Here is a 26287-nt window from a genome sequence, read left to right on the forward strand (position 1 = left end):
GATATGAAAAAATGGCCTGTACTAATGCTGATGCTAATCACAATGGTTGGCGCTGCTCATGCGACATCTGCACCAGCTCAGCAATATCAAGGTGAGCGCATCTCAGTCGAATTTCAAGACATGCCTGTGCGTGCGGTTATCGATGTCCTGGCGCATGCAGGCGGTGCTAATATCGTGGCAAGCGATGGTGTGACAGGAAATATCACCTTAAGATTAAATAGCATCCCGTGGGATCAGGCACTTGACATCGTCGTCGATACCAAGCACCTCATCAAAACTATGAATAACGGCGTCATTACCATCTCATCGCCAGATGAACTGACGCAAATCTCCCAACGCCGCGCCCAAGCACGAATTCAGTCCCAGCAGCATCTACCACTACAGACCGAATATATCCGCATCAATTATGCCGATGCCAAGGATATTTTATCACTGATCAATCATAAGTCTGAGGCTTCATCAAGTGCTGCCATGCTGTCAGATCGTGGCGTGGCAAACATCGATGCTCGCACAAACACACTTATTATTAAAGACATCCAGCCGAATATCGATGACATATTGGCATTGGTGTCGCACCTTGATGTGCCGGTGCAGCAGGTGATGATTGAGGCGAGGATTGTGAGTGCTAATGATGGCTTTAGTCGTGATCTTGGGGTGAGCTTTGGGGTGTTATCAAACAGCAGTCGCTTACAGATTGGCGGGTCTCATAACGCGCTCTGGCACCTAAGGTCGTCAAATAATGGAGCGACTAACATCACACGCCCTGATCATCTGGCGGTTGATCTGGGTGTGGCGAACCCGGCGGGCCGCATAGCGTTTGGTCTTATCAATATATCAGACGTATTGCTTGATTTGGAATTGTCTGCCATGCAGGCTGATCGTCGCGGTGAAGTCATCTCAACGCCAAAAGTGTTAACCGCTGATAAGCAAACAGCGCGCATCTCATCAGGCATGCAAATCGCCTACCAAGAAGAGACATCAAGTGGCGCAACCAACACAGTATTTAAAGAGGCGGCGCTTGTGTTGGAGGCCACGCCAACCATCACGCCAGATGGTAAAATTACCCTAAAATTAAACGTCAAAAACGGCACGCCTGTCACCAATCTAGGCGAGATTGCCATCCAAGAAGATGCTTTAGAGACCAATGTCATCGTCGATGATGGTCAGACCGTCGTGCTGGGTGGTATTTATCGCCAAACCAATAATAATGGCGTAATTAAAGTACCGTTCTTTGGTGATTTACCCGTGGTCGGAAAATTATTCCGCAAAGAAAGTCGTAGCAACACCAAAGAGGAACTTTTGATTTTTGTTACCCCAAAATTGGCGCAATAATAAAATTAGCCAATCTATCATAAAATACTGGCAAGATTGGCGCAAACCTTGTATTATAGGGTATTTTGATTTTGATGCCAGAGTGCGACATGTACGACGAAGATAATCCGATCATCGAGGATGTGGTGGTCGAAAAAACCAGCGAAGGACTTGCCAAGTTGTTGCCATCGATTTTCTTGGTGGGGCCGATGGGGGCGGGCAAGACAACCATCGGTAAGCTCTTAGCCAAGCACTTGGGACGAGAATTCATCGATTGTGATCATTGCATCGTGGCGCAGACAGGCGCTGACATTCCTTGGATTTTTGCCAAAGAGGGCGAAGAAGGGTTTCGTGATAGAGAGACCCGCGCGCTTGAGGAGCTGACTGCGATGCCGAACATTGTCATGGCGACAGGCGGCGGTGCGGTAGGGCGCGAAGAGAATCGCAAGCTATTACAGCAGGGCTTTGTGATTTATCTTGAGGCGAGCGTTGATACACAGCTTATCCGCACAAAAAAAGACAAAAACCGCCCGCTGCTGCAGAATGGCAATCCACGCGCAACTTTGGAAGCTTTATATCAAAAACGCCATCCATTATATCAAGAAGTCGCAACCATCATCGTGCCAACAGGACGCGCCTATCCCAAGCAGATGGTGGCAGATTTATTAGAAATTTTGGCAAAATACGCCAAAGAGCACGCCTAATTATTCATCAATCAATACCGTAACTATGACCATGCATACTTTAACTGTACACACCCAAAGTCACGATTACCCGATTTTTATTCTCGCTGGCCAAAGAAATCCCGCAGGACAGCTGGACTTGGCATCTCAGATCATGCCTTTTATTAAAGGTAAGCAGGTGTTGATCGTGACGAATGATGTGGTTGCGCCATTTTATCTAGATGCGCTTGAAAATGCATTAAAGGCAGCAAGCTTTGATGTGGCGACTTGCGTACTGCCTGATGGCGAACACCACAAAAACCAAGACAGCATCAATCGCATCTATGATGTGCTGCTTGAGCATCATTTTGCTCGCGATTGCACACTGATTGCCTTAGGCGGCGGCGTGATTGGTGACATGGTGGGTTTTGCTGCAGCAAGCTTTATGCGTGGTGTGAATTTTATCCAAGTGCCAACAACGCTTCTTGCGCAGGTGGATTCTTCAGTCGGTGGTAAGACCGGCATCAATCACCCGCGTGGCAAAAACATGATCGGCGCATTCTGGCAGCCTGTTGCTGTGCTTGCTGATATGACAACCTTTGACACCTTGCCTGCCAGAGAGTTCGCGGCGGGGCTTGCTGAGGTGGTAAAGTACGCGCTGATCTTGGGTGCTGATTTTCTGACCTGGCTTGAGGATAATGTCGAGGCGATCAACGCGCGTGATGGTGCGGTGCTGTCAGAGATGGTCTATCGCTGCTGTCAATTCAAGGCGAATGTCGTCGCTGCAGATGAGCGAGAGTCGGGACTTCGTGCGCTACTGAACTTTGGTCATACCTTCGGGCATGTCATCGAGACACATCAAGGCTATGGCGCGTGGTTGCATGGCGAAGCGGTGTCGGCCGGCATGATGCAAGCGATGGCGATGTCGCATAAGATGGGATTGGTCAGTGCGGAGGATGTGAGCCGTGTGGCAAGGCTGTTGGCGGCATTTAATCTACCAACCAAACCGCCTGTCATCGAGGTAGATGCCGCGCTTGATCTTATGGGGCATGACAAAAAAGTGCAGGCGGGTAAAGTGCGTTTGGTACTATTAAATGGCATCGGCAACGGCTTTGTGACGGCTGATTTTGACATGGCGCAATTAACAAATGTACTACAAGGCATCGATGAGTATTTAGCATAATTTAAAAAATTTTGTTAAAATAGCACGAAATTTCATAAAAAAGGTAAACTAATGGCAATTAGCGCCGAGATGAAAGAAAGATATTTTCGCCGCCAAGCCCTTTATTGGTTTGCTTTGGCGGTGGCAATGTTGGCTGCTTGGTTTATTTTGTGGTTGGCCAGTAGCGCGCCAAAAATCATCAAAGACACCACGGATGAGCAGGCGACAGAAGTGGTTGCTGATTTGCCAACGCGCATAGATGCATTGGGCGAGCTTGATAAAGAAGTGCCACCCATTAACTTCTCGACATTGGTCATGGATTTGCGTACTTATCCTGCTGAATTCAAGGATCGTAACTATTTCAATGGCAAAAAGTATGCCATTGAGCTGATGGATGTCAGCCAAAATGAAATTATTGTCAATTATCTAGACAGTCGTCCCAATGATCGCAATAAGTTTGCGTATTTTCGCTATCTTGATAGCAACAAAAACCCGCGCTATATCTTAACATACGGCAAATTCGACAGCATGGAGGCGGCTCGTGCGGCAAATCAGGCGATGGATTTTGATTTGCCAGGCAGTGTCGTGCCAAATGCAGTATCTATGTCAGGCTATCTAGATATTATCGATGATTATGAGCGCGGTGAAGTGGTGCGAGACCTATCAAGCCGCCAACCAAGACAGGTAAAACTACGCGCCACGCGTAATGAGATCCCTGTGCAGGCAGCCACACGTGCGGACGAGGAGCTTGCCAATAAGAGTCGTGAACAAGTACTAGAGAAGGTACAGCAAATCCAAACATCGATCGATAAGCCTGTGACCATCGTTACAGACGTAAAGCTGCCTAAAGAAAATGCTCAAAGCGAACCAAAAGCGCAGCCGCAGCAACAACCAAAAGCCGGAAAAGAACCTGTTGCTGCTTCGCCACCACCTAAAGCACCAGAGAAAGAAGCGCCAACACCCATGGTTAACACATCTAAAGTGCCAGGCAGTGAATAAAAGGAGTTATCATGACTAATTTAGATGCCAATACCGTCCTTGAGATGTTGCAGGCGGGTAACGAGCGCTATGTGGCGAATCTGGCCAGCACGGAGCCGCTTCGTATCCCGCCGCCAACGCTGGTTGTAGAGCAGAAGCCGAATGCAATCATTCTAGGCTGCTCAGATGCGCGCGTGCCGGTAGAATTAATCTTCGATCAAGGACTTGGTGATTTATTTGTGATTCGTGTCGCAGGTAATGTGGTTGCGCCAAGTCAGATTGGCTCGATTGAATTTGCCGCTGAGAAATTTGGCACACAGCTGGTCGTTGTCTTGGGGCACAGCCATTGCGGTGCTGTGACTGCGTGTGTTGAGGCTTTGGCAAATCCCGATCAATACTATTCACCAAACCTACAGTCCATTGTCGATCGTATCCGCCCAAGCGTCTATAACTTGCATGAAATCGCAACAGCAGGCGATGGCGAGATTGACATGGATGAATTCATTGACCGTGCAGTACGCGCTAATGTGCGCATGTCGGTCAGTCAGCTAAAACACGGCTCACGCATCTTAGAAGACATGGTGAACGCAGGTCGTCTGACCATCATTGGTGCAGAATATGACGTCGCGACAGGCCGTGTGAATTTTTTTAATTAACTTAACACCAAGGGGAAAATGATGAGCATCATTAAACAACCTGCCAATGCGCTCAATGCTAATGGCGTAAAAGACATTCCTGTACAGTCTGAAGGCTTCGTCTATAACCATACCATGCTGCGCATCAAAGATCCTGTGAAATCGCTAGAGTTTTATACAGGCGTGCTGGGCATGACTTTGCTTCGCCACAGCCAATTTCCTGATGCGAAATTTGATTTGTATTTTCTTGCCAAGCTGACCGAAGAAGAGCGTAATAATCTGTCGAATGTGGATAACTTGACGGCTTATGTCTCTCGCCAACGCAGCATCTTAGAGCTTACCCATAACTATGACACTGAGAATGACGCTGAATTTAGCTATCATAATGGCAACAGCGACCCGCGCGGCTTTGGGCACATTTGCTTTAGCGTGCCGAATCTGGCAGATGCGGTAAAATGGTTCGATGAGAATAACGTGGTATTTCAAAAGCGTCCAGAAGATGGCGGTATGAAAGACATCGCCTTCATCAAAGATCCTGACGGTTATTGGATTGAAATCATTGAATTAAAATACTAATCAATAAAATATCCCCAAATTTGGGGATATTTTATTGATTGGCGGATTAGCCTAGGAAGGCATTGTACATCCACACCAGTTTTTCTTGTTCTTGGACGTAGCCTGTCACCAGATCAACGGAACCTTGATCGCTGGCTTCTTCAGCAATCTCAGCCACGTTACGTTGCTCTTCGATCAGAGCTTGCAGGCCTTTTACCACGCCGGTCACACATTCACGACCATCGAAGACGTCTTTATCTTCTTTGATGCTTGATGCTTTGGTAAAGTCGCTGTATGCGTGTAGTGGTGTACCGCTTAGGGTTAAAATACGCTCAGCGATTTCGTCAATTTGAAGTTGTAGCTCGGTGTATAGCTCTTCAAATTTTGGGTGTAGAGTGAAGAAATGCTCACCCTTAACATTCCAGTGGTAACCACGAACGTTGATATAAAAAACGTGATAGCTTGATAGTAGGTTGTTTAACGCCTTGATGACAGGGGTAACTTCTGCCTTCTCAAGGCCGATTTGAGTGGTGGTTTTTTTATTTACTGCTTTTTTAGCCATGATGTTCTACCTTTGTTTAGTTGATGAATGAAGTGATGATGTGTTGTCTCATCGATGGATATATCCTAACAAAACCTTGCGATAATGGGAAATTAATTATCGCAACCATCGACTTTGATTTTATTAAAGTAACTTCTAAAACGACCTGATGAAATTGTATAAATTTTCATCATTTAACATCATCAAATCTATCTTACTCCAAAAAAATAAAACAGCAAAGGCAAAATCGTTGCTGTTTTGTATCTATTTTTGCAGGTGCTAATCGACTATTAGACTGTCTGTGTCAGTGATTCTAGACCTTTAGGTTTTACTTCTGACAGATGTTTGAGGATGGTTTTGATGGGTAGGCCCTTGTCTTCGAGGCGCTTTGGAATGATTTGGCTGCCTTTTTGCCCTCTCATCTCGAACATCATGAATACATACTCATCAGTTTCATCCCAGCTGCTGACGGTGTTCCAAGGGATGACGGCCGATTGCATTGGCGCTGAACGCATTTGCATACCGCGCATTTGGTGGCTGTTTAGCATGCCGGCAGGCGCAGGAACACTCATCACTAGACCATGCGACTGCACGCCCAATTGTACGTTTGCCATCTCTTCAGGCACCTGTGTGCCAGCTACTTGCTTGTCGTATTCGCGGCGCACGTACCATTTTAGTCCCAAGGTGCGCGCCAACAAGTAGATGCCCACAAGCGCTAACATGATCCAAAAAATGATCGTCGAATAGCCACTAACAAATACAAGCCCTGCGATCGCCGCCACCGCCACTACCGCCATGACGATCCATTCTTTGGTGCGAATGGATTTTAGAGTAAAGTTGCTCGCGCCTTTTTCGAACAAGGCAAGCTGTGCGCCACGAAATTCCGCGTCGGTCATGTTGAGTGAGATGGGTTTTAGGGTGTAAGGGTAAAGCGCCTTGCTCACGATCAGCTCCTTTTTGGGATTGCCAAAAATAAAATAGAAATTTGCGCCTATATTACCGATTTTATGCCAAAAAATAAACCAAAAACTTTAAAAATCGCGCAATTTGCTAAAATTTGCCCAAAAATAGGCAAACTTGCTGAAATTTCACGCCTTTTTTGCTATGATAAGGATCATTATTAATTTTAGAACATTCATAGGTAGATCATGTTAGACCCTAAATTACTTCGTGGTGATTTGACCGCTTTAAAAGAAAAACTGGCAACCCGTGGCTATGAGCTTGACGTGGCATTTTGGACTGATGTGGAAATCAAACGCAAAGAGTTACAAGTCCGTACCGAAGAATTGCAAGCCCAAAAAAACGCAGGGGCAAAAAAGATTGGCGAATTAAAACGCAGTGGCGAAAATGCCGATGACCTGCTTGCCCAAATGGAAAAAGTCAGCGACCAGATGAAAACCGCCGAAAACGAGCTAAGAGACTTGCAGACGGTCATCACAAATGCAAGCCTTGCCATACCAAACCTACCCGATGACAGCGTGCCTGTGGGGGCGGACGAGAGCGACAACGTGGAAGTACGCAAATGGGGCGTGCCACGAGCCTTTGATTTTGAGATTAAAGACCATACCGACATTGGTGAGGGCTTGGGGCAGCTTGATTTTGCGTTGGCGAGCAAGCTCACGGGGGCAAGATTTAGCACGTTAAAGGGTGGACTTGCCAGACTGAACCGAGCATTGATTCAGTTTATGCTAGACACGCATATCAGTAAGGGCTACACCGAAATGTATGTGCCTTATATGGTAAATGCCGAGAGCTTAAAGGGGACAGGACAACTGCCAAAATTTGAAGAAGACTTATTTAAGGTATCAGACAGCTATTATATGATACCGACAAGCGAAGTGCCACTCACTAACACCGTGCGTGATACTATACTTGCCCCGAGCGATTTGCCGATGAAACTCACGGCTCATACGCCTTGTTTTAGAAGTGAAGCAGGGTCAGCAGGGCGAGACACTCGTGGGCTTATCCGTCAGCACCAATTTGAAAAAGTAGAAATGGTGCAAATCGTGTGTGCCGATACGTCCATGCAAGCCCTAGAAGAGATGACTGCCCAAGCCGAGAGCATTTTGCAAGCGTTGGAGCTTCCCTATCGTGTCATCACGCTATGCACAGGCGACATGGGCTTTGGGGCGGTCAAGACTTATGACATTGAAGTGTGGCTACCGTCTCAGGATACGTATCGTGAGATTAGCAGTTGTTCAAACTGTGGTGATTTTCAAGCTCGTAGAATGCAGGCTCGCACCAAAGTGGATAAAAAGACTGAGTTTGTGCATACGCTAAATGGCTCAGGACTTGCGGTGGGCAGAACGCTTCTGGCTATCTTAGAAAACCACCAAAACGCAGACGGCACGGTCAATATTCCCAAGGTGTTACAGCCTTATATGGGTGGACTTGAAGTACTTAAATGATGTTTTAAAAAGCCGTTTAGTCGTATGATTAAGCGGTTTTTATTGGTAAAATTCGCTCAATGGGGCGGATTATGCTATAATACCGCAAATTTTTACTTGTCAAACTTGGAAAAATACCATGCCAATCCCCCTAAACCAACGCCACAACGCTAACGCCATTCGCATCCTTGCCATGGACGCTGTCCAAAAAGCCAACTCAGGACACCCTGGGGCTCCCATGGGCATGGCAGACATTGCCGAAGTTGTGTGGTGTGAATTTTTAAATCACAACCCCAAAAACGCCAAATGGGCAAACCGAGACCGCTTTGTATTGTCAAACGGACATGGCTCTATGCTATTGTACGCCCTGCTACATTTGTCGGGCTATGATTTGACCATTGACGACATCAAAAATTTTCGCCAATTACACGCCAAAACCGCAGGACACCCCGAACACGGCTATGCGGACGGCATTGAGACGACCACAGGACCTTTGGGGCAGGGCATTGCCAATGCGGTGGGTTTTGCCTTGGCTGAAAAGACTTTGGCAGGACAATTTAACAAGCCCGACAACGCCATCATCGACCACTATACCTACTGCTTTTTGGGGGACGGCTGTCTTATGGAAGGCGTGTCGCACGAAGCCTGTTCGCTCGCTGGCACGTTAGGACTTGGCAAGCTCATCGCCTATTATGATGACAATGGTATTTCTATCGATGGTGAGGTGGAGGGCTGGTTCTCAGACGACACCGCCAAACGCTTTGAAAGCTACAACTGGCAGGTACTGCGTGTGGACGGACACGACAGTGAGCAAATCCGTGAAGCAACCTTGCAAGCCAAAGCCGAAACCACCAAACCCACGCTTATTATCTGCAAAACCGTCATTGGTCTTGGCAGTCCCAACAAACAAGGTAAAGAAGACAGCCACGGAGCTCCCTTGGGCAACGATGAAATCGCCTTGACTCGTACCGAGCTGGGTTGGGCAAACAATAACCCATTTGAAATTGCCGATGAAATTTATCAAGCGTGGAATGCGTGCGATAAGGGCAATAAGTTGGAAAGCGACTGGAACGCCCAATTTGCCGACTATCAAGCCAAATATCCAAGTGAGGCGGACGAACTAAAACGCAGACTGTCAGGCGAGTTGCCAAGCGATTTTGACGCCAAAGCGGACGAGTTTATCAAAGCCTGCCAAGCCAAAGGTGACACCATCGCCACTCGTAAGGCAAGTCAAAATACCATTGGTGCGTTTGCCCCATTATTGCCCGAGGTTTTGGGCGGTTCGGCAGACTTGGCAGGGTCAAACTTGACCTTGTGGAGCGGTGCCAAGGGCGTGCAAGACCACGCTGACGGCAACTATGTGCATTATGGTGTGCGTGAGTTTGGTATGACCGCCATCGCTAATGGGGTGGCGTTGCATGGTGGATTTATCCCTTATACTGCCACGTTTTTGATGTTTATGGAGTACGCTCGTAATGCCGTGCGTATGTCGGCACTCATGAAGCAGCGTGTCATCAACGTCTATACCCATGACAGCATTGGGCTTGGTGAGGACGGCCCGACCCATCAACCTGTGGAGCAGATTGCAAGCCTACGCCAAACGCCAAACCATTTCACTTGGAGACCGTGCGACACGGTGGAGACGGCGGTGGCGTGGAAAGTTGCCCTGCAAACCGCCAATGCCCCAACGTCCCTTATCCTATCTCGCCAAAACCTTGCTCATCAAGACCGCACGGACGAACAGGTTGCTTTGATTGAAAAAGGGGCGTATGTCCTTGCCAAAGAACAAGGCGACTTACAAGCCATCATCATCGCCACAGGTTCAGAAGTGGACTTGGCAATGCAAGCTCATAAGGCTTTGAGTGAGCAGGGCGTGGGCGTGCGTGTGGTGTCTATGCCATGTGCCGAAATCTTTGTCAAGCAAGACCGTGATTATATTGAAAGCGTATTGCCTAGCGATGTGCGTGCTCGTGTGGCGGTGGAAGCAGGCATTACCGATTATTGGTATAAATTTGTTGGACTTGACGGCAAGGTCATTGGTATGACGACCTTTGGTGAGTCCGCCCCTGCCAAAGATTTGTTTAATCATTTTGGTATTACCACTGATAAAGTCGTGGAAGCAGTAAAGTCATTAATCTAATAACAGCATAAAAAAATACCCCAATTTGGGGTATTTTTTTATTTAATCGATTTTCACTTAATCGATTAGAATAATCCTGTAGGCTTGGTGCTATAAGAGACTAGCATACATTTGGTTTGTTGATAATGATCAAGCATCATTTTGTGGTTCTCGCGTCCGATGCCTGATTGCTTATAACCGCCAAAGGCAGCGTGCGCAGGATAGACGTGGTAGCAGTTCGTCCATACGCGACCTGCTTGGATGCCACGACCGAATCGATATGCCTTATTGACATTACGTGTCCAGATGCCTGCGCCTAAGCCATATAGTGTATCGTTAGCGATGCGCATCGCTTCTTCGTCACTGCTAAACTTAGTAACTGCCAGCACAGGACCGAAGATCTCCTCCTGGAAGATGCGCATGTCATTATCACCTTCAAAGATGGTAGGCTGTACATAGTAACCTTCTTCGTCGCGCTTGTCTTGCTTACCGCCAACCAGTACCTTGGCGCCTTCTTGTTTGCCGATGTCGAGATAAGACAGAATCTTCTTAAGTTGCTCCTCGCTCGCCTGTGCGCCAACCATGGTCTCTGTGTCAAGTGGGCTACCAAGTTTGAATTTCTTGACGCGTTCAACACAGCGTTCCATGAATTTATCATAAATCTTCTCATGCACCAATGCGCGTGATGGGCAAGTACATACTTCGCCTTGGTTAAGTGCGAACATCACCAAGCCTTCTGCTGCTTTATCCAAGAATTCATCGTCCTCATCCAAGATGTCCTCGAAGAAGATGTTGGGCGACTTACCGCCAAGCTCTAGGGTGACAGGAATCAGGTTCTCGCTGGCGTAGCCCATGATCAGGCGACCTGTGTTCGTCTCGCCGGTAAAGGCAATTTTAGCGATGCGCTTATTAGATGCAAGCGGCTTACCTGCCTCAAGACCAAAGCCGTTGACGACGTTTAGCACGCCTTTTGGCAGGATGTCATTGATGCCGATGGTGTCAAGCAGATATAAGAATGAAGCAGGTGTTTGTTCAGCAAGTTTTAGCACGATGCAGTTACCGGCAGCCAATGCAGGGGCGATTTTCCAAATTGCCATCAGAATTGGGAAGTTCCATGGAATGATCTGACCCACCACGCCCAGAGGCTCGTGGAAGTGATAAGCAACCGTCTCGTTATCGATCTGGCTGACCCCGCCTTCTTGGGCGCGAATACAGCCTGCAAAATAACGCAGGTGATCGACAGCCAATGGAATGTCCGCCGCTAAAGTCTCACGAACGGGCTTGCCGTTATCATAAGTCTCAGCGATGGCGATTTTTTCTAAGTTTTCTTCGATTTTATCCGCCATCTTTAATAGGATGTTGGCGCGCTCGGTCGGGCTGGTCTGACCCCATGCGTCCTTGGCAGCGTGTGCTGCATCTAGGGCTTTTTCGATGTCGGTCTCGTCAGAGCGCGCTGCTTGGCAGATAAGCGCACCATCTACAGGACTGGTGTTGCCAAAATATTGTCCTTTGTTTGGGGCGACCCATTCGCCACCGATGAAATTATCGTATTGTTTGCGGAATTGGACAGGGGAGTTGGGGGTGTTGGGGGTATCGTATTTCATAAATTGTCCTTAATTAAAACCAAAATACAGCGCGTTGTTTTGTTGTTGTGTGATTGCCACACGTCTATACAATAGCAAATAGTGAACAATTTTGCACCCAGGTTTTTGTAAAGTTTTGTAATTACTTTGGGTGAAAATTACCGATAAATATCAGGATGAATTTTTTGTAAATTTTGTGCAAATGGATGGTCAATTCGCCCAAAAATCAGCAAAACTGTGCTATCCTAACCTGTTTTAATTTATTAATTTATCGTTGAATTTGATACCCATTTCATGAAACAATCCACCGCATTAGACATTCTAAAAACAGGGCAAAACGTCTTTTTGACAGGTCAAGCAGGGGCGGGCAAGACCTATATTCTTAATCGATACATTGACTATCTGCGCGCGCGTGGCATTCCTGTCGCCATCACGGCAAGTACAGGCATAGCAGCCACGCACATGAATGGCATGACGATTCACGCGTGGTCTGGCATGGGCATTAAGGACAGCTTTGAGGTGGGGGATTTTAAGCGCCTAAAGTCTCGTCAGGTCGTCTATGAACGCATTAAGGATGCCAAGGTGCTCATTGTAGATGAGATCTCCATGCTGCACGCCAAGCAGGTGGATCTACTCAATGACATCCTAAAGTCGCTGCGTGAGGACAATCAGGCTTTTGGTGGTGTCCAGGTGATCTTCTCGGGGGATTTTTTTCAGTTGCCTCCTGTTGGCAAAAAAGGCGAAACCAATAAAGAGAAATTTGCCTTTATGGCTAAAGCTTGGCTCGAGGCGAATTTTCAAGTGTGCTATCTCACCGAACAGCATCGCCAGAACGCTCAAGATGAAGCCGAGCGATTTGGACTGTCATTAAATGACATCCTAAATCAAATCCGCCGTCAAGAAGTCACCGAGACCGCCATCCGTACGCTGCGAGCGAGCGAGCTCAACGACATCGCCATGAGCCGCACGCGTCTATATACGCATAATGCCAATGTTGATGAGATTAATGAATCTGAGATCGCCAAGATAGATGGCGACGCTCAAGAATTTCACGCCATGACGACAGGCGATAAGATCTTGGTGGATTCTCTCAAAAAAAGCGTTCGTGCGCCCGATGTGTTAAGCCTAAAAGTGGGCGCTAAAGTCATGTTCGTGAAGAACAACCCAAACCTTGCCGTCTCGAATGGCACCATGGGTGAGGTGATCGACTTTACGTCATTAATTGATGATGAGAGTCCTTTAGGGTCAAGCGTTGTTGGTACTTATCCTGTGGTGCGCCTAAATAACGGACGTCAGGTCATCGCCGAGCCAGAAGAATGGATGATGGAGAATAATGAAGGCGAGGTGCTAGCAAGCTACACCCAAGTACCGCTATGCTTGGCGTGGGCAATTACGGTACATAAGTCCCAAGGCATGACCTTAGATGCTGCCGAGATTGATCTGTCGCGCACCTTTGAGATGGGTCAAGGCTATGTGGCGCTGTCACGCCTGCGCTCATTGGATGGATTGAAGTTGTTAGGCTTTAACCAAAAAAGCCTACTGCTCGATGAATGGGTGTTCCGAGTGGATAAGCGATTACAAGAAATCGCCACCGAACAAGAGGCGAAATTTGCCAGTCTGGATGATGAGACGCTCATGAAAATTCATGATACTTTTATCGAGATCTGTGATGGCATCACTCGCAAAGACATCATCATGGCCAACGAAAAACGCATCGCCGCCCAAAAATTAGCCATCGCCAGGCGCGAACACATCAAAGAAAATGACATTCCTGCTGCTCACCTGGATAAGCCAAAAAAACAAGCGGGCGAGACACTCCAAAAGACGAGAAAATTACTCGAGGCAGGACTGGATGTGGGTGAGATATCAGCCGAGCGCAGCCTTGCTGTCTCGACCATCATCAACCACATCGCACAGCTACATGAGATGGATGGTGCATTAGACTGCGATCACATACGACCAGATGATGAGAAACTGCAAGCGGTGGCTCGGGCCTATGAGAAGCTAGAAGCACAGGGCGAATTTGTGGACGGGGTGAAGCTGCGCCCTATGGTCGAGATGTTGGGTTATGATTATAATGTCGTGCGTCTTGCGCTGATATTCATCGATAAGCAAGCCCAAGGTAAGGATGATGATGTGAGCGAGAACAAGAATGACTGATTCTAATAAAATTCGCTTAGCGATTAACGGCTTTGGCCGGATTGGGCGCAATGTCCTGCGCGCTTTTTTAAAAGACACTGATAAATTCACCAATATCGACATCATCGCCATCAACGATGTGGCAGACCCAGAAGCGCTGCTTCATTTATTAAAATTTGACAGTGCGCATGGCAGACTGTCATCATTAGGGGTTCAAGCGCGCCTGTCTTACGAAGATGCAGGTGTTTGGCTGGTACTATCTAGAGATAGCGATGAGTGGTGTGTTTTGTTGTTAAACAAAAGCAATCCAAAAGATCTACCTTGGCAGAGCTTATCTGTTGATGTGGTGCTAGAATGCACAGGTAGATTCCGCTCATATCAGGATGCTTCGAGTCATCGTGCAGCGGGTGCAAGTCAGGTGATTGTCGGTGCAGCGCCTTTTGATGAGGTTAATGCCAGTATTGTGCTGGGTGTGAATGATCATCTGCTAAATCGTGATCTACCCATCATCTCGGGCGTCTCTTGCACCACACAGGCGTTGGTGCCGCTCCTGTCAGTGTTGGATGAGCAGTTTGGCATTCAGAGCGTGATGATGACGGAGATTCATGCGGTCACCGCGGACCAGAATGTCCTTGATCAAGCGCACCGTGATCTAAGACGTGCACGAGCATCAGGGCATAACATCATCCCTACCACATCAAGCAGCATCAACGCAACTGAACGCGTGTTACCATTCCTAAAAGACAAAATTAACGGTCATTCCATTCGCGTGCCAACCATCAATGTGGCAGCGATTGATGTCAATTGCACATTTAAAACGCCCATCGATGCTGATACGGTTTCACAATTTCTAAGGTTGGTCAGTACTGGCAAGCTAAAAGGAATCATGGGCTATACCGATGAGCCTTTGGTGTCGAGTGATTTTATTGGCGATGCGCACTCATTGGTGGTCGATGCAACACAAATCATGCAGTCAGGTGAGCAAATTAAGATATTCGCATGGTATGACAACGAATGGGGGTATGCTAATCGCTTGCTTGAGATGTGTATTATCTTGGCGAATGCTTGATTGATAAATTTGACATTGTCGGATTGGGATTAAATAAAAAACAGGCTTAAAATCGAAGCCTGTTTTTTATTATCACTAGTTAGAATTTGGCAAGTAGCTCATCTAAGCTTAGCATGACTTTCTCGCCATTGTCACGCTTGACGTATTCGTATTTGCCTTCAGCAAGATTGCGCTCAGACACTACGATGCGGTGCGGAATGCCAATTAGCTCAAGATCAGCGAATTTCACGCCAGGACGCTCATCGCGATCATCTAGTAGAACGTTCACGCCTTGATTTTTTAGGGTGTTGTACAGTTCGTCGGCTTTGGCTTCAGCTGAGCCGTCTTTTGAGCGCATTGGCACGATGGCAACGCTAAACGGCGCGATGTTGTCATCAGGGTTTGGTGTGTCCGCCCAGATGATGCCATTGTCATCATGGTTCTGCTCAATGGCAGCGGCGATGATACGGCTTACGCCAATACCGTAGCAGCCCATCATCAGCGTGACAGGTTTGCCTTCTTTGCCAAGCACTTTGCAGCCTAAGGCTTCTGAATATTTGTCGCCCAATTGGAAGATGTGGCCAACTTCGATACCGCGCTTGATAGAGATGACGCCTTTACCATCTGGGCTTGGGTCGCCATCAACGACATTACGGATGTCCACGACAGCAGTGATGGCGGCGTCACGCTCCCAGTTCATGCCTGCGGTGTGCTTGTCTACCGCATTGGCGCCAGAGACGAAGTCCGATAACGCAGCGGCGCTTCGATCAACGAATACAGGGATATTGAATTCTGCCAAGTCTGCACTGATGTAGCCCTTGATGAGACCGGCGGCCTTGATCTCTTCTTCGCTTGCCATCTCGAACGGTGTGGCGACTTGGGAGATTTTCTCAGCTTTGATCTCATTAAGTGTATGATCGCCGCGCAGGATGAGTGCCACTAATTTTGGCATGTCTGGCGTATCTTCTGAATATGAACCCTTGACGATTAGCGTCTTAACTGTCTTGGCAAGTGGAATGCCTAGATGTTCTGCGACTTCTTCGCAGGTTGGCATGTTTGGCGTATCGACATCGCGACGCTCTTCGGTGGATGCAGCACGTTCATCTGTGCAGATCGCCTCAGCCAGCTCAACGTTAGCAGCGAAGTCCGATTCACTTGAGAATGCGATGTCATCTTCACCGCTGTCAGCTAGAACATGAAACTCGTGACTGGCAAAGCCGCCAATCGAGCCAGTATCAGCCTGTACCGCACGGAAATTAAGACCAAGGCGGCTAAAGATACGACTGTAAGCGTCGTACATGTCTTGGTAAGTCTCAGCAAGGCTGTCTTTGTCGATGTGGAATGAATAAGCGTCTTTCATGGTAAATTCACGCGCGCGCATCACCCCAAAGCGAGGGCGGATTTCATCGCGGAATTTGGTTTGGATTTGGTAATAGGTCGCAGGCAGCTGCTTGTAGCTTTTTAGTTCGTTGCGCGCGATGTCGGTGATGACTTCTTCGTGCGTTGGCCCTAGAACGAAATCACGACCGTGACGGTCCTTAAAGCGCAGTAGCTCTGCACCATAATCTTCCCAGCGTCCAGACTCTTGCCAAAGCTCGCCAGGCTGTGTTACAGGCATCAATAGCTCTTGAGAATTGATGCGCTCCATCTCTTCGCGGACGATTTTCTCGACGCGTTTAAGGACGCGCAGACCCGCCGGCATCCAGACATACAGGCCTGAGGCAAGTTTACGAATCAGCCCTGCTCGCACCATGAGTTGGCTTGAGATGATGTCAGCATCGCTTGGTGTTTCTTTTAAAGTGGCAAAGGTAAATTGGCTGGCTTTCATGATGACCCTTAACGATACAATTTTGATAAAATAGGTTATCTTACGGCAAATTTAACCCGTTATGCAACTTAAATTTTAAGAATTTTGAAAAAATTACACATAATCCTTATATTTATGGTAAATTTCTCACTAAATTCATTAATTGGATGGTATTATGGCGAACACTTCAAAGTTAACTTTCTTCCATGCGGCGCTTGTGGTGGTTTTGTTGATTGCGACAGTATTATTTGTCAAGGCGTTATATGATCGTAAGAGCGAAGCTGATGTTCATGTCGTGACTCGCGATGGCATCATTACAGACATCCAGAAGCTATCGAGGTTGCAGTCTGTGGCGTTCTCTGTCGATACGGTCATCACCGCCAGTAAAGAGGGTAGTTGGCAGAAGCTGTGGCAAGATGAACAAAAGGGTCTGTTCGTGGCGCATGGGCGTGTATTGGCGGGCGTGGACCTATCTAAAATCTCTAGCGAAATGGTGCAAGTGGCTCAGCGCACCGATTCACAGGGCGATCCTGTGACGCATGTGACGGTCAGTGTGCCACCGTCAGAAGTCTTCGCTGTGTATTTGGATGATATTGAAGTCTATGACTGGCAGACAGGGTTTTTTGGTGTGGTGGATAATGATCCAAAAATTCTCAGCGAAGCCCAGCTATCAGCAAAAAACGAAGTGCTAAAAAAAGCCTGTCAAGGCGACGTCATGACGATGGCGGCGAATAATGCCGCAGAGCAAATCAAAGGTCTGTTTGTGTTGACAGGTGCGACCGTTGATGTGGTGAGCCAAGGTGCAGGCGCGTGTCAAGCACCATCAAAGAGCTAGGGATAACCAAGGATAATAATGAAAGTAAAATTCTGTGGATTTACCAGAAGTGAGGATCTAAAGGTGGCGGTAGCGCTTGGCGTGGATGCGGTGGGCTTGGTGTTCTATCCGCCAAGCCCTAGATATGTGGATATGGTTGCTGCACGCAGTTTGGTGGCAGATTTACCGCCTTTTATGAATGTGGTGGCGCTCGTTGTTAACATGGCAGAAGATGAGTTCGTACAGCTTAGCAATACTGTGCCGTTCGATGTGGTGCAGTTTCATGGCGATGAGACTGCAGCGGATTGCCAAAGACTTGCCAATCTTACCAAAAAACGCTGGTACAAGGCGATTCGCGTCCAAGAATCCGACACAGTTGAGAGCCTACTTACACAAATCCACGAATTAAAAGCGCATGGCGCCAGCGGCGTTCTGTTGGATGCTTATCATCCTGATAAATTTGGCGGTACGGGACAGGTCTTTGACTGGACAAAGATCCCAACCAATTCAACGCTACCCATCATCTTGGCAGGTGGACTAACCCCTGATAATGTCGCAAGCATTACCCAAAATGAGCTTGCTCATCGCCTATATGGACTTGATGTGAGTGGTGGTATTGAAAAGGCAAAGGGGGTAAAATGTGGGGAGAGAATGGGGCGGTTTATGAATTATATAAATAATAGTTATAAATAAGAAAAATATTATAAAATTTATCTTGACGCATAAACCATAATTATGTAGTATCTAGTTCTCATTTTTTAATATGGAGTTTTAAAAATGACGAACAATGAAATTGTTGCACGGTTCTATCATCATGATCACACTAGAGATGACGAATTTGCAAAAAAATTCGTACGCTTCAAGATGTTGGTTATGTGTTGGATGGTTTGGATGTAGATAATGTTTTACCATTGACGCCTGCTACAAGCGGTTTTGTTGATGAGACTGAAATTATTGAAACGGCGCAAAGCTTATTTTCATATTTAAGTGGCATGCAATTGTACCCTGTGGTTTATGAGGGGGAAAATAATGGTAAGTTATTGCGTCATGTCGTACCACGAGAAGGTATGGAAAAACAAATTAGCTCTTATGGTTCTAAGGAAAGTTTTTTGCCTCATGTAGATAATCCAGATTTAGCCATCAGGACTGAAGTTTATAGAAAGGTATCTCCATGTCCAGACACATTATCATTATTGTGTTTAAGGCAACAAGAGGGTGTTGCAACAAGTATTATTAAGCTTGATGATATCATATCAAGTCTTAGCCATAGGGATATAAATTTATTACAAGAAGAATGTTTTTGTGTCTCTAGACCAGCATCATTTGATAAAAAATCAAATCTTAAAAATGTTCCTTTATTGTCGGTTGATAAGGGAAAATATATTTCTAGATTTGATTATCATAATGTTTTTTCCGAAAACCCAATACATCAATCAGCATTAGAAAATTTTAAGAAATCAAGTCTTGATAATTCAAAATGGATTGAATTGTATCTTCAGCCAAAACAGATAATAACATTTGACAACCAAAGAGTATTGCATACTAGAAATGGCTTTGTTTCAGAATTTAATGGTTCTGATAGATGGTTAATAAGAGTATTTGGTTTGTACTATAAGCCAGATGGTTCTTATCTTATTTCTCAAGATTGTCATCATCATTTATCTGCACCATTATTTTTGTAAGGAGTTGTTATGTTTGTAGATGGTAGTATTATTGCACAATATTTTTATATTGGTTTGACTTTATTAATTCTTGCTTCATTTATAGCAGGTTATATTGATGCTGTTGCTGGTGGGGCTGGTTTAATTTTGGTTCCTGCATTTATGTTGGTGGGCTTGCCTCCTCAATTGGCACTTGGTCAAGAGAAATTGGTAAGCACAATTGGAACTGTGGCAGCTATCAAGAATTTTATTAAAGCTAAATCTATTATTTGGAAAATTGTACCTATAGGTATTGTTTCTGCACTGATAGGAGCTTTTATAGGTGCAAAAGCCATATTAATGTTTCCAAGCCATATTATTGAATATATAATTTTCGCCTTTTTGCCAATTGGATTGATAGCCACCTTGTTTAAGGGTAAAATTGTAAAAGACAATCAAGGAGAAATAAAAAAATCTGCTTTAGCAGTTTTTATTACTTGTTTATTGGTTGGTTTTTATGATGGTTTTTTTGGTCCAGGAACTGGTAGTATTTTTATTATTGCTTTATATCTAATCAACTCCTTATCATTATTACAAGCATCAGCTACTTCAAAGATTTTTAATTTTTCATCAAATATTGGGGCGTTTGTCGCATTTGCAATCGCAGGAAAAATGGCTTTTGCAATTGGCATACCTATGATTATTGCTAATTTGTTGGGTAATCATTTTGGTAGTCTGCATGCTATTAAAAGCGATGGAGCAATCATCAAAAAAGTTTTGGTTGTTACGGTTGGTCTTATGATGGTAACTTTGGTTTATAAATTTATTTTTTGATTGACTTTTGGGGTAAAACTTATGAACATTCTAATCACAGGCGTAACATCAGGTTTTGGCAAGCAAATTGCCATTGATTGCATTAAAAATGGCCTTACTGTCATTGGCACAGGCCGCCGTCAAAATAAACTTGATGAGCTAAAAAATGAGCTTGGCGATAATTTTATTCCGCTATGCTTTGATGTTAGTGACATATCCGCGACAAAAGCCGCTTTACAAAGCCTGCCAGCCGAACTACGACAAAACATCGATGTGCTGATTAATAATGCAGGGCTGGCGTTGGGGCTAGATTCTGCTGATAAGGCGAGCATGAGCGATTGGCAGACGATGATTAATACCAATACACTTGGACTGGTTAATATCACGCATGAGATATTACCGAATATGGTAGCAAAGAATGACGGACTGATTATTAACATCTCATCGATTGCCGGTAATTACCCGTATTTTGGCGGTAATGTCTATGGCGCGACGAAGGCCTTTGTGACGCAGTTTAGCCTGAATCTTCGTGCTGATTTGATTGGTAAGAATGTGCGAGTTACCAACATTGAGCCTGGGCTGTGCGGCGATACAGAGTTTAGTAATGTGCGCTTTCACGGTGATGATGAGCGCGCAAGCAAGGTCTATGAGAATGTGGAATTTATCCGCCCACAAGACATCAGTAATATGGTATTATGGCTGATCAATCAGCCCAAACATATCAACATAAACCGCTTGGAAGTCATGCCAACGGCGCAGACTTTCGCAGGTCTTACGGTCCATAAAGGCTAAACAATTCGTTAAAAGAGAAAAAGATGAGCAATACCGATTTTACCCAATACCCCAACGCCTCAGGTCATTTTGGCATTCATGGCGGACGTTTTGTGTCCGAAACCTTGATGAGCGCTTTAGAAGAGCTAGAACGCATTTATTTATCCGTTAAAAATAACCCTGACTTTTGGGCCCAGTTTCATGATGATTTGGTCAATTATGTCGGTCGCCCCACACCGCTTTATTTTGCCAAGCGATTAAGCGAAGAAACTGGCGGTGCCAAAATCTACCTAAAACGAGAAGACCTAAACCACACAGGGGCTCACAAGGTCAATAACACCATCGGTCAAGCCCTACTTGCCAAAATGGTCGGTAAAAAGCGTATCATCGCTGAGACAGGAGCAGGTCAGCATGGCGTGGCAACGGCAACGATTGCGGCACGGCTTGGCTTAGAATGTGTGGTTTATATGGGGGCGGACGATGTAGAACGCCAAAAAATGAATGTCTATCGTATGAGACTTTTGGGGGCGACTGTCGTGCCTGTTACAAGTGGTTCTCGCACATTGAAAGATGCAATGAATGAGGCGATGCGAGACTGGGTAACGAACGTGGACAGTACCTATTATGTCATCGGCACGGTGGCAGGTCCACACCCTTATCCTGTGCTGGTGCGTGATTTTCAGGCGATTATTGGGCGTGAAGCCAAAATGCAACACCTTGAAAAAGAAGGAAAAAATCCTGACGCACTGGTGGCGTGCGTGGGCGGTGGCTCTAATGCCATAGGGCTGTTCTATGAGTTTTTAAATGACGATGACGTGGCGATTTATGGCGTGGAAGCAGGCGGACACGGCATTGACACAGGCGAGCATTCTGCCCCCCTAAATGCAGGGCGTGTGGGCGTGTTGCACGGCAATCGCACCTATCTGATGGCGGACGATGACGGTCAGATTTTGCACACGCACAGCATATCGGCAGGGCTTGACTACCCCGGTGTTGGCCCTGAGCATAGCTTTTTAAAGGACGCTGGGCGTGTCAATTACCCTGTCATCAATGATGATGAAGCTCTAGAAGCCTTTCGTATTTTGACCAAAACCGAAGGCATTATCCCTGCCCTAGAAAGCTCGCACGCGGTGGCTTATGGGCTAAAACTTGCCAAAACAATGGGCAAAGACAAATCTATCATCATCAACTTATCAGGGCGTGGCGATAAAGATTTGCATACGGTGATGAAAGTGGATGGGATTGAAATGGATTGATATTGAGGTAATAAGGGTTTGAAATGAATATCGAAAATCTAAATGAGCTAATCAAGTTTTGTGAAAACAAAACAAATAATAGCTTTTTATTTGCTTATAGATTTAATGAATTAGATGTTAGAGGTATTTTCTTTGCTAATTCAAAATCAATGCTCATTGGTATTGAAAACTATAATTGTGCATGGAATCTTAGTATCAAAACTAATAGAGAGAATTTAAATTACATAAATACATATATACCAAATGATATTTATATAAGAATCTCTAAATCATTAAGAAATGACGAAAATTACACTAATGAGCAATTTTTTTCAGCATTAATTGATAATTTATTGCAAATAGTAACTCAAGAATGCATTGAAGGTGCGGATGATTGTGAGATCTTGGCATTGTTAGCAAATGCCAGGTTCTCAACCGAAAGATATGGTAGGAATGATGTTGAAAGACCTTTTTTTCACTATTGGAGACGCGTTAGACCAAGTGTCCAATCTTTAGATAAAATAGAAGATGTGTTTGGTAATGAAGTTAGGCAAAAATGTTATAGAGAGAATATAACTGCTGTTTGGTCTACTAATCCAACTGAAAATTCTTTAGAATTCCTAACTAGAAATGCAGGTGATGAATTTTCATTTAGAGAATAATAGGAAAAAATTATGACCCGAATTCAAAAAGCCTTTGCTACTCTAAAACAGCAAAATAAAAAAGCCCTAATCCCCTACATCATGGCAGGCGACCCAACCCCAAGCGTTACGGTAGACTTAATGCACGAGCTTGTCGCTCACGGGGCGGACGTGATTGAGATTGGTTTGCCGTTTTCTGACCCTATGGCGGACGGTCAAACCATTGCCCTAGCTGGCGAGCGAGCATTGGCGGGCGGTACAAGTACTCGTGGGGCGATTGACATGGTGGGCGAGTTTCGCAAAACCAACACCACAACGCCTGTGCTACTGATGGGCTACCTAAACCCCATTGAGATTATCGGTTATGGCGAATTTTTAAAGTTATGCCAAGCCAATGGCGTGGACGGTCTACTCATGGTGGATTTACCGCCTAACGAAGTGGCAAACAACGAAACAGGCGATTTTGCCAAAGCTTTAGCCGAGCATGACATTAACCAAATCTTTTTGCTTGCCCCAACGACCGAGCCTGCACGCCGAAAAGCGGTGTTAGAACACGGCTCAGGCTTTATCTATTATGTATCAGTCAAAGGCGTAACAGGCTCAAACGCCCTAGATACGGAAGATGTGGGTAAGCAAGTCGGGGCGATTAAGGCGGATACCGACCTGCCTGTGTGTGTGGGTTTTGGCATACGAGACGGCGAGAGCGCCGAAGCGGTGGCAAAATTTGCAGACGGTGTGATTGTCGGCAGTGAGCTTGTCAAAAATTTTGCTGGTGTGGCGGCAGATGATCAGGCAGCGATTGATCAAGCATGTGCTAATTTGCTTGTTAAGATGGATGAGCTGCGTGCGGCGATTGATGGCATTTGATTATTTGAATGCTTGGGTCGCTTAATAAGTCGTGCTCATAAAATTCATTTGCCAAATAAATAATACAAGTGTAAACTATATCAAATTTTACAGTTACACTAGATAGGATTTTTTATGTCAAATCAAGCCGAAACCATCGCAGAGCCAACCGTGTGGTTGAACCGCTCTGTACCCGGCATCAAGCAGGATCGAGTCATCACACCATCTGCGGTAGATACTGAGCCGTCAACTGAGTGCCCAAATTGCCATTCTTTGACGACCAATACTTCGCTAATTTTTAATCAGTATGTTTGCCCTGATTGTGATCATCACTTAACGATGTCTGCCAGAAAGCGCCTTAACTGGTTTTTTGATAGTGTGGATGCTGAGCTGGGTCAAGAGTTTCAGGCGGGCAACCCATTGAATTTCTTGGATTCTAAGCCTTATCCTAAGCGCATGGAAGAAGCCCAAGCATCGACGGGTGAATCTGAAGCATTAATCGTCATGCAGGGCAAAATCAAAAACCTAGAACTGATCGCTTGCGCTTTTGATTTTAAATTCATGGGCGGATCGATGGGTTCCGTTGTTGGGGATAGATTTGTTTTGGCTGCCGAAAAAGCCTTGGCGGAACGCAAGCCTTTGGTGTGTTTTGCTGCATCTGGTGGTGCCAGAATGCAAGAGGGTTTGCTGTCACTCATGCAAATGGCACGAACTTCGGCAGCGATTGAAAGGATGCGTATTGCTGGCGTGCCTTATGTGGTGGTATTGACCAATCCTGTCTATGGTGGTGTGACAGCAAGCCTTGCCATGTTGGGTGATGTACATATCGCTGAGCCTAAGGCAATGATTGGTTTTGCAGGTAAGCGAGTGATTGAGCAGACGGTACGAGAAGTGCTTGATGAACCATTTCAAAGAGCGGAATTTTTATTGGAAAAAGGTACGGTTGATATGGTGGTGCATCGCCATCAATTGATTGATACGGTGCATCGTCTGCTGACCAAACTATGTAAGTTGCCAAATGCTTAAACGACTGCTTGATGTTGCTCTAAGCTAACAGTCCGCTCGTATCAAAAAGTACGATAAAATCTGTCAAGACGCATGTCAGTGTGTTTTGTTCGTTGCTATGCTATAATCACTGAGTCAAAACGCTTGCAATGCAGGCGTTTTCTTTATGAATCAACCCATATGATAAAGACCATGAGAACAACCAAGCATTTGACAGAAAATGACAACCTAGCAAGCTGGCTAGAATACATTGCCAATATTCATGTATCTGCAATTGACATGGGGCTTGAACGCGTATTGCCAGTTGCTAAGCGTTTGGGGGTATTGAAAAAGGGGATGCTTAATGTCCCTTATGTATTCACGGTTGCTGGCACAAACGGTAAGGGGTCAACAACTGCCACCATCAGTGCCATTTGTCAAGCGGCAGGGCTAAAAACCGCCTTATATCAATCACCGCATTTGGTTAATTTTACCGAACGCATGAGCGTTGATGGTAAGCAGACTGATGAGATATCCTTGGTGCGTGCCTTGGCAAAGGTTGAGCAGGCTCGTCTTGACATGGGTCTAAGCTTGTCTTTTTTTGAGATGACGACACTGGCAGCCTTGTTGATTTTTAAGGAAGCTGACTGCGATGTTTGGGTATTGGAGATTGGTCTGGGTGGACGACTTGATGTGGTCAATATCATCGATCCTGATGTGGCAGTGATTACCAATATTGGTGTTGATCATGTTGACTGGCTGGGGGATGACCTTGAAAAAATTGGCTTTGAAAAAGCAGGCATCATTCGTGATGGCATTCCTGTCATCTTGGGTGCAAGGATTCTGCCTAGCAGTGTGTTGGAGATGGTTCGGATGAGGCACGCCAAATCGTACCAACTGGGCAGGGATTACGAATTTGATGAGTATCAAGAGGTCTGGTATCATTCATCGGCTGGCGCAACCCTCAAATTGCCCAAGCCAAGGCTTTCTTTGATGAATGCAGCAAACGCAGTCAGTGCAGTATTGGCATCATCTTTGGGTATTGGTCAAGCGGCAATTATACAGGGTTTAAGAACTGTGGCTTTGCCGGGACGATTTGATCATCGCAATTTTGGTGGCAGAAAATGGCTATTTGATGTTGCTCATAATGCCCATGGCATGGGTTTTTTATTGGAACAATTCATTCCATATTGGCATGAACATCAACGCATCTGCCCAAATGCCAAGCTTCACGCCGTCTTTTCCATGCTGGGAGATAAAGACATTGCCTCGGTATTAGACTTGGTGCAGGCGAATATTGACGAGGGTGTGTTTAAGATTGCTGCCTGGCATGTCGCTATGATTGATCATGTAAGAGCGATGGCGTTGACTGACATTTTAAATCTCATGAACCGTCATTTATCGTCGGCAAGCATCATCACTTATGACGATCTGAATTTGGCAAGCACTGGGGTGATTGAGATGAGTAACGACCAAGACATGATATTGGTATTTGGTTCATTCCATACCGTTAGCGAGGTTTTGATGTCATTCAAATGAGGTGTTGGTACTGTCATGAACTTGTTTGCTACATGGCGGCACGGGCGATGGATTGACAATATTGCAGAAACATTGTA

Annotated in this window: 24 protein-coding genes; 20 read left to right on the forward strand and 4 right to left on the reverse strand. The window is 45.8% G+C overall.

Features of this window, described 5'->3' with window-relative positions:
* The first annotated feature begins 3 nt into the window (after positions 1-3).
* From DYD54_RS02935 to gloA, 6 genes are all read left to right on the forward strand, one after another.
* Positions 4-1332 (forward strand): type IV pilus secretin PilQ, encoded by a 1329-nt coding sequence (locus DYD54_RS02935; protein WP_063513680.1) that lies wholly within the window; start codon positions 4-6, stop codon positions 1330-1332.
* A 74-nt stretch (positions 1333-1406) separates the two neighbouring features.
* On the forward strand, positions 1407-2015 hold the full coding sequence (locus tag DYD54_RS02940) for a shikimate kinase (RefSeq protein WP_370446589.1): 609 nt from the start codon (positions 1407-1409) through the stop codon (positions 2013-2015).
* Positions 2016-2040: 25 nt separating this feature from the next.
* Positions 2041-3156 (forward strand): 3-dehydroquinate synthase, encoded by a 1116-nt coding sequence (gene aroB, locus DYD54_RS02945; RefSeq protein ID WP_063513681.1) that lies wholly within the window; start codon positions 2041-2043, stop codon positions 3154-3156.
* A 51-nt stretch (positions 3157-3207) separates the two neighbouring features.
* Positions 3208-4134 carry a hypothetical protein gene (locus DYD54_RS02950; protein ID WP_063513682.1) on the forward strand — a complete coding sequence of 309 codons (927 nt, stop codon included), beginning with the start codon at positions 3208-3210 and terminating at the stop codon, positions 4132-4134.
* Positions 4135-4145: 11 nt separating this feature from the next.
* Positions 4146-4769, forward strand: a complete 624-nt coding sequence (locus tag DYD54_RS02955; protein ID WP_063513683.1) for a carbonic anhydrase — start codon at positions 4146-4148, stop codon at positions 4767-4769.
* A gap of 21 nt (positions 4770-4790) precedes the next feature.
* Positions 4791-5324 (forward strand): lactoylglutathione lyase, encoded by a 534-nt coding sequence (gene gloA / locus DYD54_RS02960; RefSeq protein WP_063513684.1) that lies wholly within the window; start codon positions 4791-4793, stop codon positions 5322-5324.
* 46 nt (positions 5325-5370) lie between these two features.
* On the opposite strand, the gene DYD54_RS02965 is transcribed toward gloA, so the two are convergent.
* Positions 5371-5865 (reverse strand): Dps family protein, encoded by a 495-nt coding sequence (locus DYD54_RS02965; RefSeq protein ID WP_063513685.1) that lies wholly within the window; start codon positions 5863-5865, stop codon positions 5371-5373.
* Positions 5866-6134: 269 nt separating this feature from the next.
* Positions 6135-6788 (reverse strand): YcxB family protein, encoded by a 654-nt coding sequence (locus DYD54_RS02970; RefSeq protein ID WP_063513686.1) that lies wholly within the window; start codon positions 6786-6788, stop codon positions 6135-6137.
* Between the two features lie 204 nt (positions 6789-6992).
* Here DYD54_RS02970 and serS point away from each other — a divergent pair, with 204 nt between their 5' ends.
* A complete protein-coding gene (serS, locus tag DYD54_RS02975) occupies positions 6993-8252 on the forward strand; it encodes a serine--tRNA ligase (RefSeq protein ID WP_063513687.1) in 1260 nt (419 codons plus the stop codon).
* Positions 8253-8370: 118 nt separating this feature from the next.
* Positions 8371-10371 (forward strand): transketolase, encoded by a 2001-nt coding sequence (tkt, locus tag DYD54_RS02980; RefSeq protein ID WP_063513688.1) that lies wholly within the window; start codon positions 8371-8373, stop codon positions 10369-10371.
* 65 nt (positions 10372-10436) lie between these two features.
* On the opposite strand, the gene exaC is transcribed toward tkt, so the two are convergent.
* Complete coding sequence (exaC, locus tag DYD54_RS02985; protein WP_063513689.1) at positions 10437-11954, reverse strand: acetaldehyde dehydrogenase ExaC; 1518 nt, start codon at positions 11952-11954, stop codon at positions 10437-10439.
* 273 nt (positions 11955-12227) lie between these two features.
* Between exaC and DYD54_RS02990 the strand changes: the two genes are divergently transcribed.
* Complete coding sequence (locus DYD54_RS02990; RefSeq protein ID WP_063513690.1) at positions 12228-14093, forward strand: AAA family ATPase; 1866 nt, start codon at positions 12228-12230, stop codon at positions 14091-14093.
* Positions 14086-15141, forward strand: coding sequence for a type I glyceraldehyde-3-phosphate dehydrogenase (locus tag DYD54_RS02995; protein ID WP_063513691.1), 1056 nt, complete (start codon positions 14086-14088; stop codon positions 15139-15141). Before DYD54_RS02990 ends, DYD54_RS02995 begins: the two co-directional genes overlap by 8 nt.
* Positions 15142-15220: 79 nt before the next feature.
* Here the strand turns inward: DYD54_RS02995 and DYD54_RS03000 are convergent, their stop codons facing one another.
* The gene (locus tag DYD54_RS03000; RefSeq protein WP_063513692.1) at positions 15221-16948 is read right to left on the reverse strand and encodes a proline--tRNA ligase; all 1728 of its coding nucleotides are present in this window, start codon (positions 16946-16948) and stop codon (positions 15221-15223) included.
* A 154-nt stretch (positions 16949-17102) separates the two neighbouring features.
* On the opposite strand from DYD54_RS03000, the gene DYD54_RS03005 reads away from it, so the two are divergent.
* From DYD54_RS03005 to folC, 10 genes are all read left to right on the forward strand, one after another.
* Complete coding sequence (locus tag DYD54_RS03005; protein WP_063513693.1) at positions 17103-17762, forward strand: DUF4230 domain-containing protein; 660 nt, start codon at positions 17103-17105, stop codon at positions 17760-17762.
* An 18-nt stretch (positions 17763-17780) separates the two neighbouring features.
* On the forward strand, positions 17781-18434 hold the full coding sequence (locus DYD54_RS03010) for a phosphoribosylanthranilate isomerase (RefSeq protein ID WP_323807418.1): 654 nt from the start codon (positions 17781-17783) through the stop codon (positions 18432-18434).
* A 185-nt stretch (positions 18435-18619) separates the two neighbouring features.
* The gene (locus DYD54_RS03015) at positions 18620-19423 is read left to right on the forward strand and encodes a Fe(II)-2OG oxygenase family protein (RefSeq protein ID WP_218563636.1); all 804 of its coding nucleotides are present in this window, start codon (positions 18620-18622) and stop codon (positions 19421-19423) included.
* Positions 19424-19432: 9 nt separating this feature from the next.
* A complete protein-coding gene (locus DYD54_RS03020) occupies positions 19433-20215 on the forward strand; it encodes a TSUP family transporter (RefSeq protein WP_063513695.1) in 783 nt (260 codons plus the stop codon).
* Positions 20216-20236: 21 nt separating this feature from the next.
* Complete coding sequence (locus DYD54_RS03025) at positions 20237-20986, forward strand: SDR family NAD(P)-dependent oxidoreductase (RefSeq protein ID WP_063513696.1); 750 nt, start codon at positions 20237-20239, stop codon at positions 20984-20986.
* Between the two features lie 23 nt (positions 20987-21009).
* Positions 21010-22221 carry a tryptophan synthase subunit beta gene (gene trpB / locus DYD54_RS03030; RefSeq protein ID WP_063513697.1) on the forward strand — a complete coding sequence of 404 codons (1212 nt, stop codon included), beginning with the start codon at positions 21010-21012 and terminating at the stop codon, positions 22219-22221.
* A 23-nt stretch (positions 22222-22244) separates the two neighbouring features.
* Positions 22245-22862 (forward strand): DUF6037 family protein, encoded by a 618-nt coding sequence (locus DYD54_RS03035; RefSeq protein ID WP_063513698.1) that lies wholly within the window; start codon positions 22245-22247, stop codon positions 22860-22862.
* Positions 22863-22874: 12 nt separating this feature from the next.
* Positions 22875-23708 (forward strand): tryptophan synthase subunit alpha, encoded by an 834-nt coding sequence (trpA, locus tag DYD54_RS03040; RefSeq protein WP_063513699.1) that lies wholly within the window; start codon positions 22875-22877, stop codon positions 23706-23708.
* A 114-nt stretch (positions 23709-23822) separates the two neighbouring features.
* Positions 23823-24713 carry an acetyl-CoA carboxylase, carboxyltransferase subunit beta gene (gene accD / locus DYD54_RS03045; RefSeq protein ID WP_063513700.1) on the forward strand — a complete coding sequence of 297 codons (891 nt, stop codon included), beginning with the start codon at positions 23823-23825 and terminating at the stop codon, positions 24711-24713.
* A gap of 171 nt (positions 24714-24884) precedes the next feature.
* Positions 24885-26210 (forward strand): bifunctional tetrahydrofolate synthase/dihydrofolate synthase, encoded by a 1326-nt coding sequence (gene folC / locus DYD54_RS03050; protein WP_228703584.1) that lies wholly within the window; start codon positions 24885-24887, stop codon positions 26208-26210.
* The last annotated feature ends 77 nt before the right edge of the window (positions 26211-26287 follow it).

Source organism: Moraxella ovis (genome assembly GCF_900453105.1).
GTDB classification, from domain to species: domain Bacteria; phylum Pseudomonadota; class Gammaproteobacteria; order Pseudomonadales; family Moraxellaceae; genus Moraxella; species Moraxella ovis.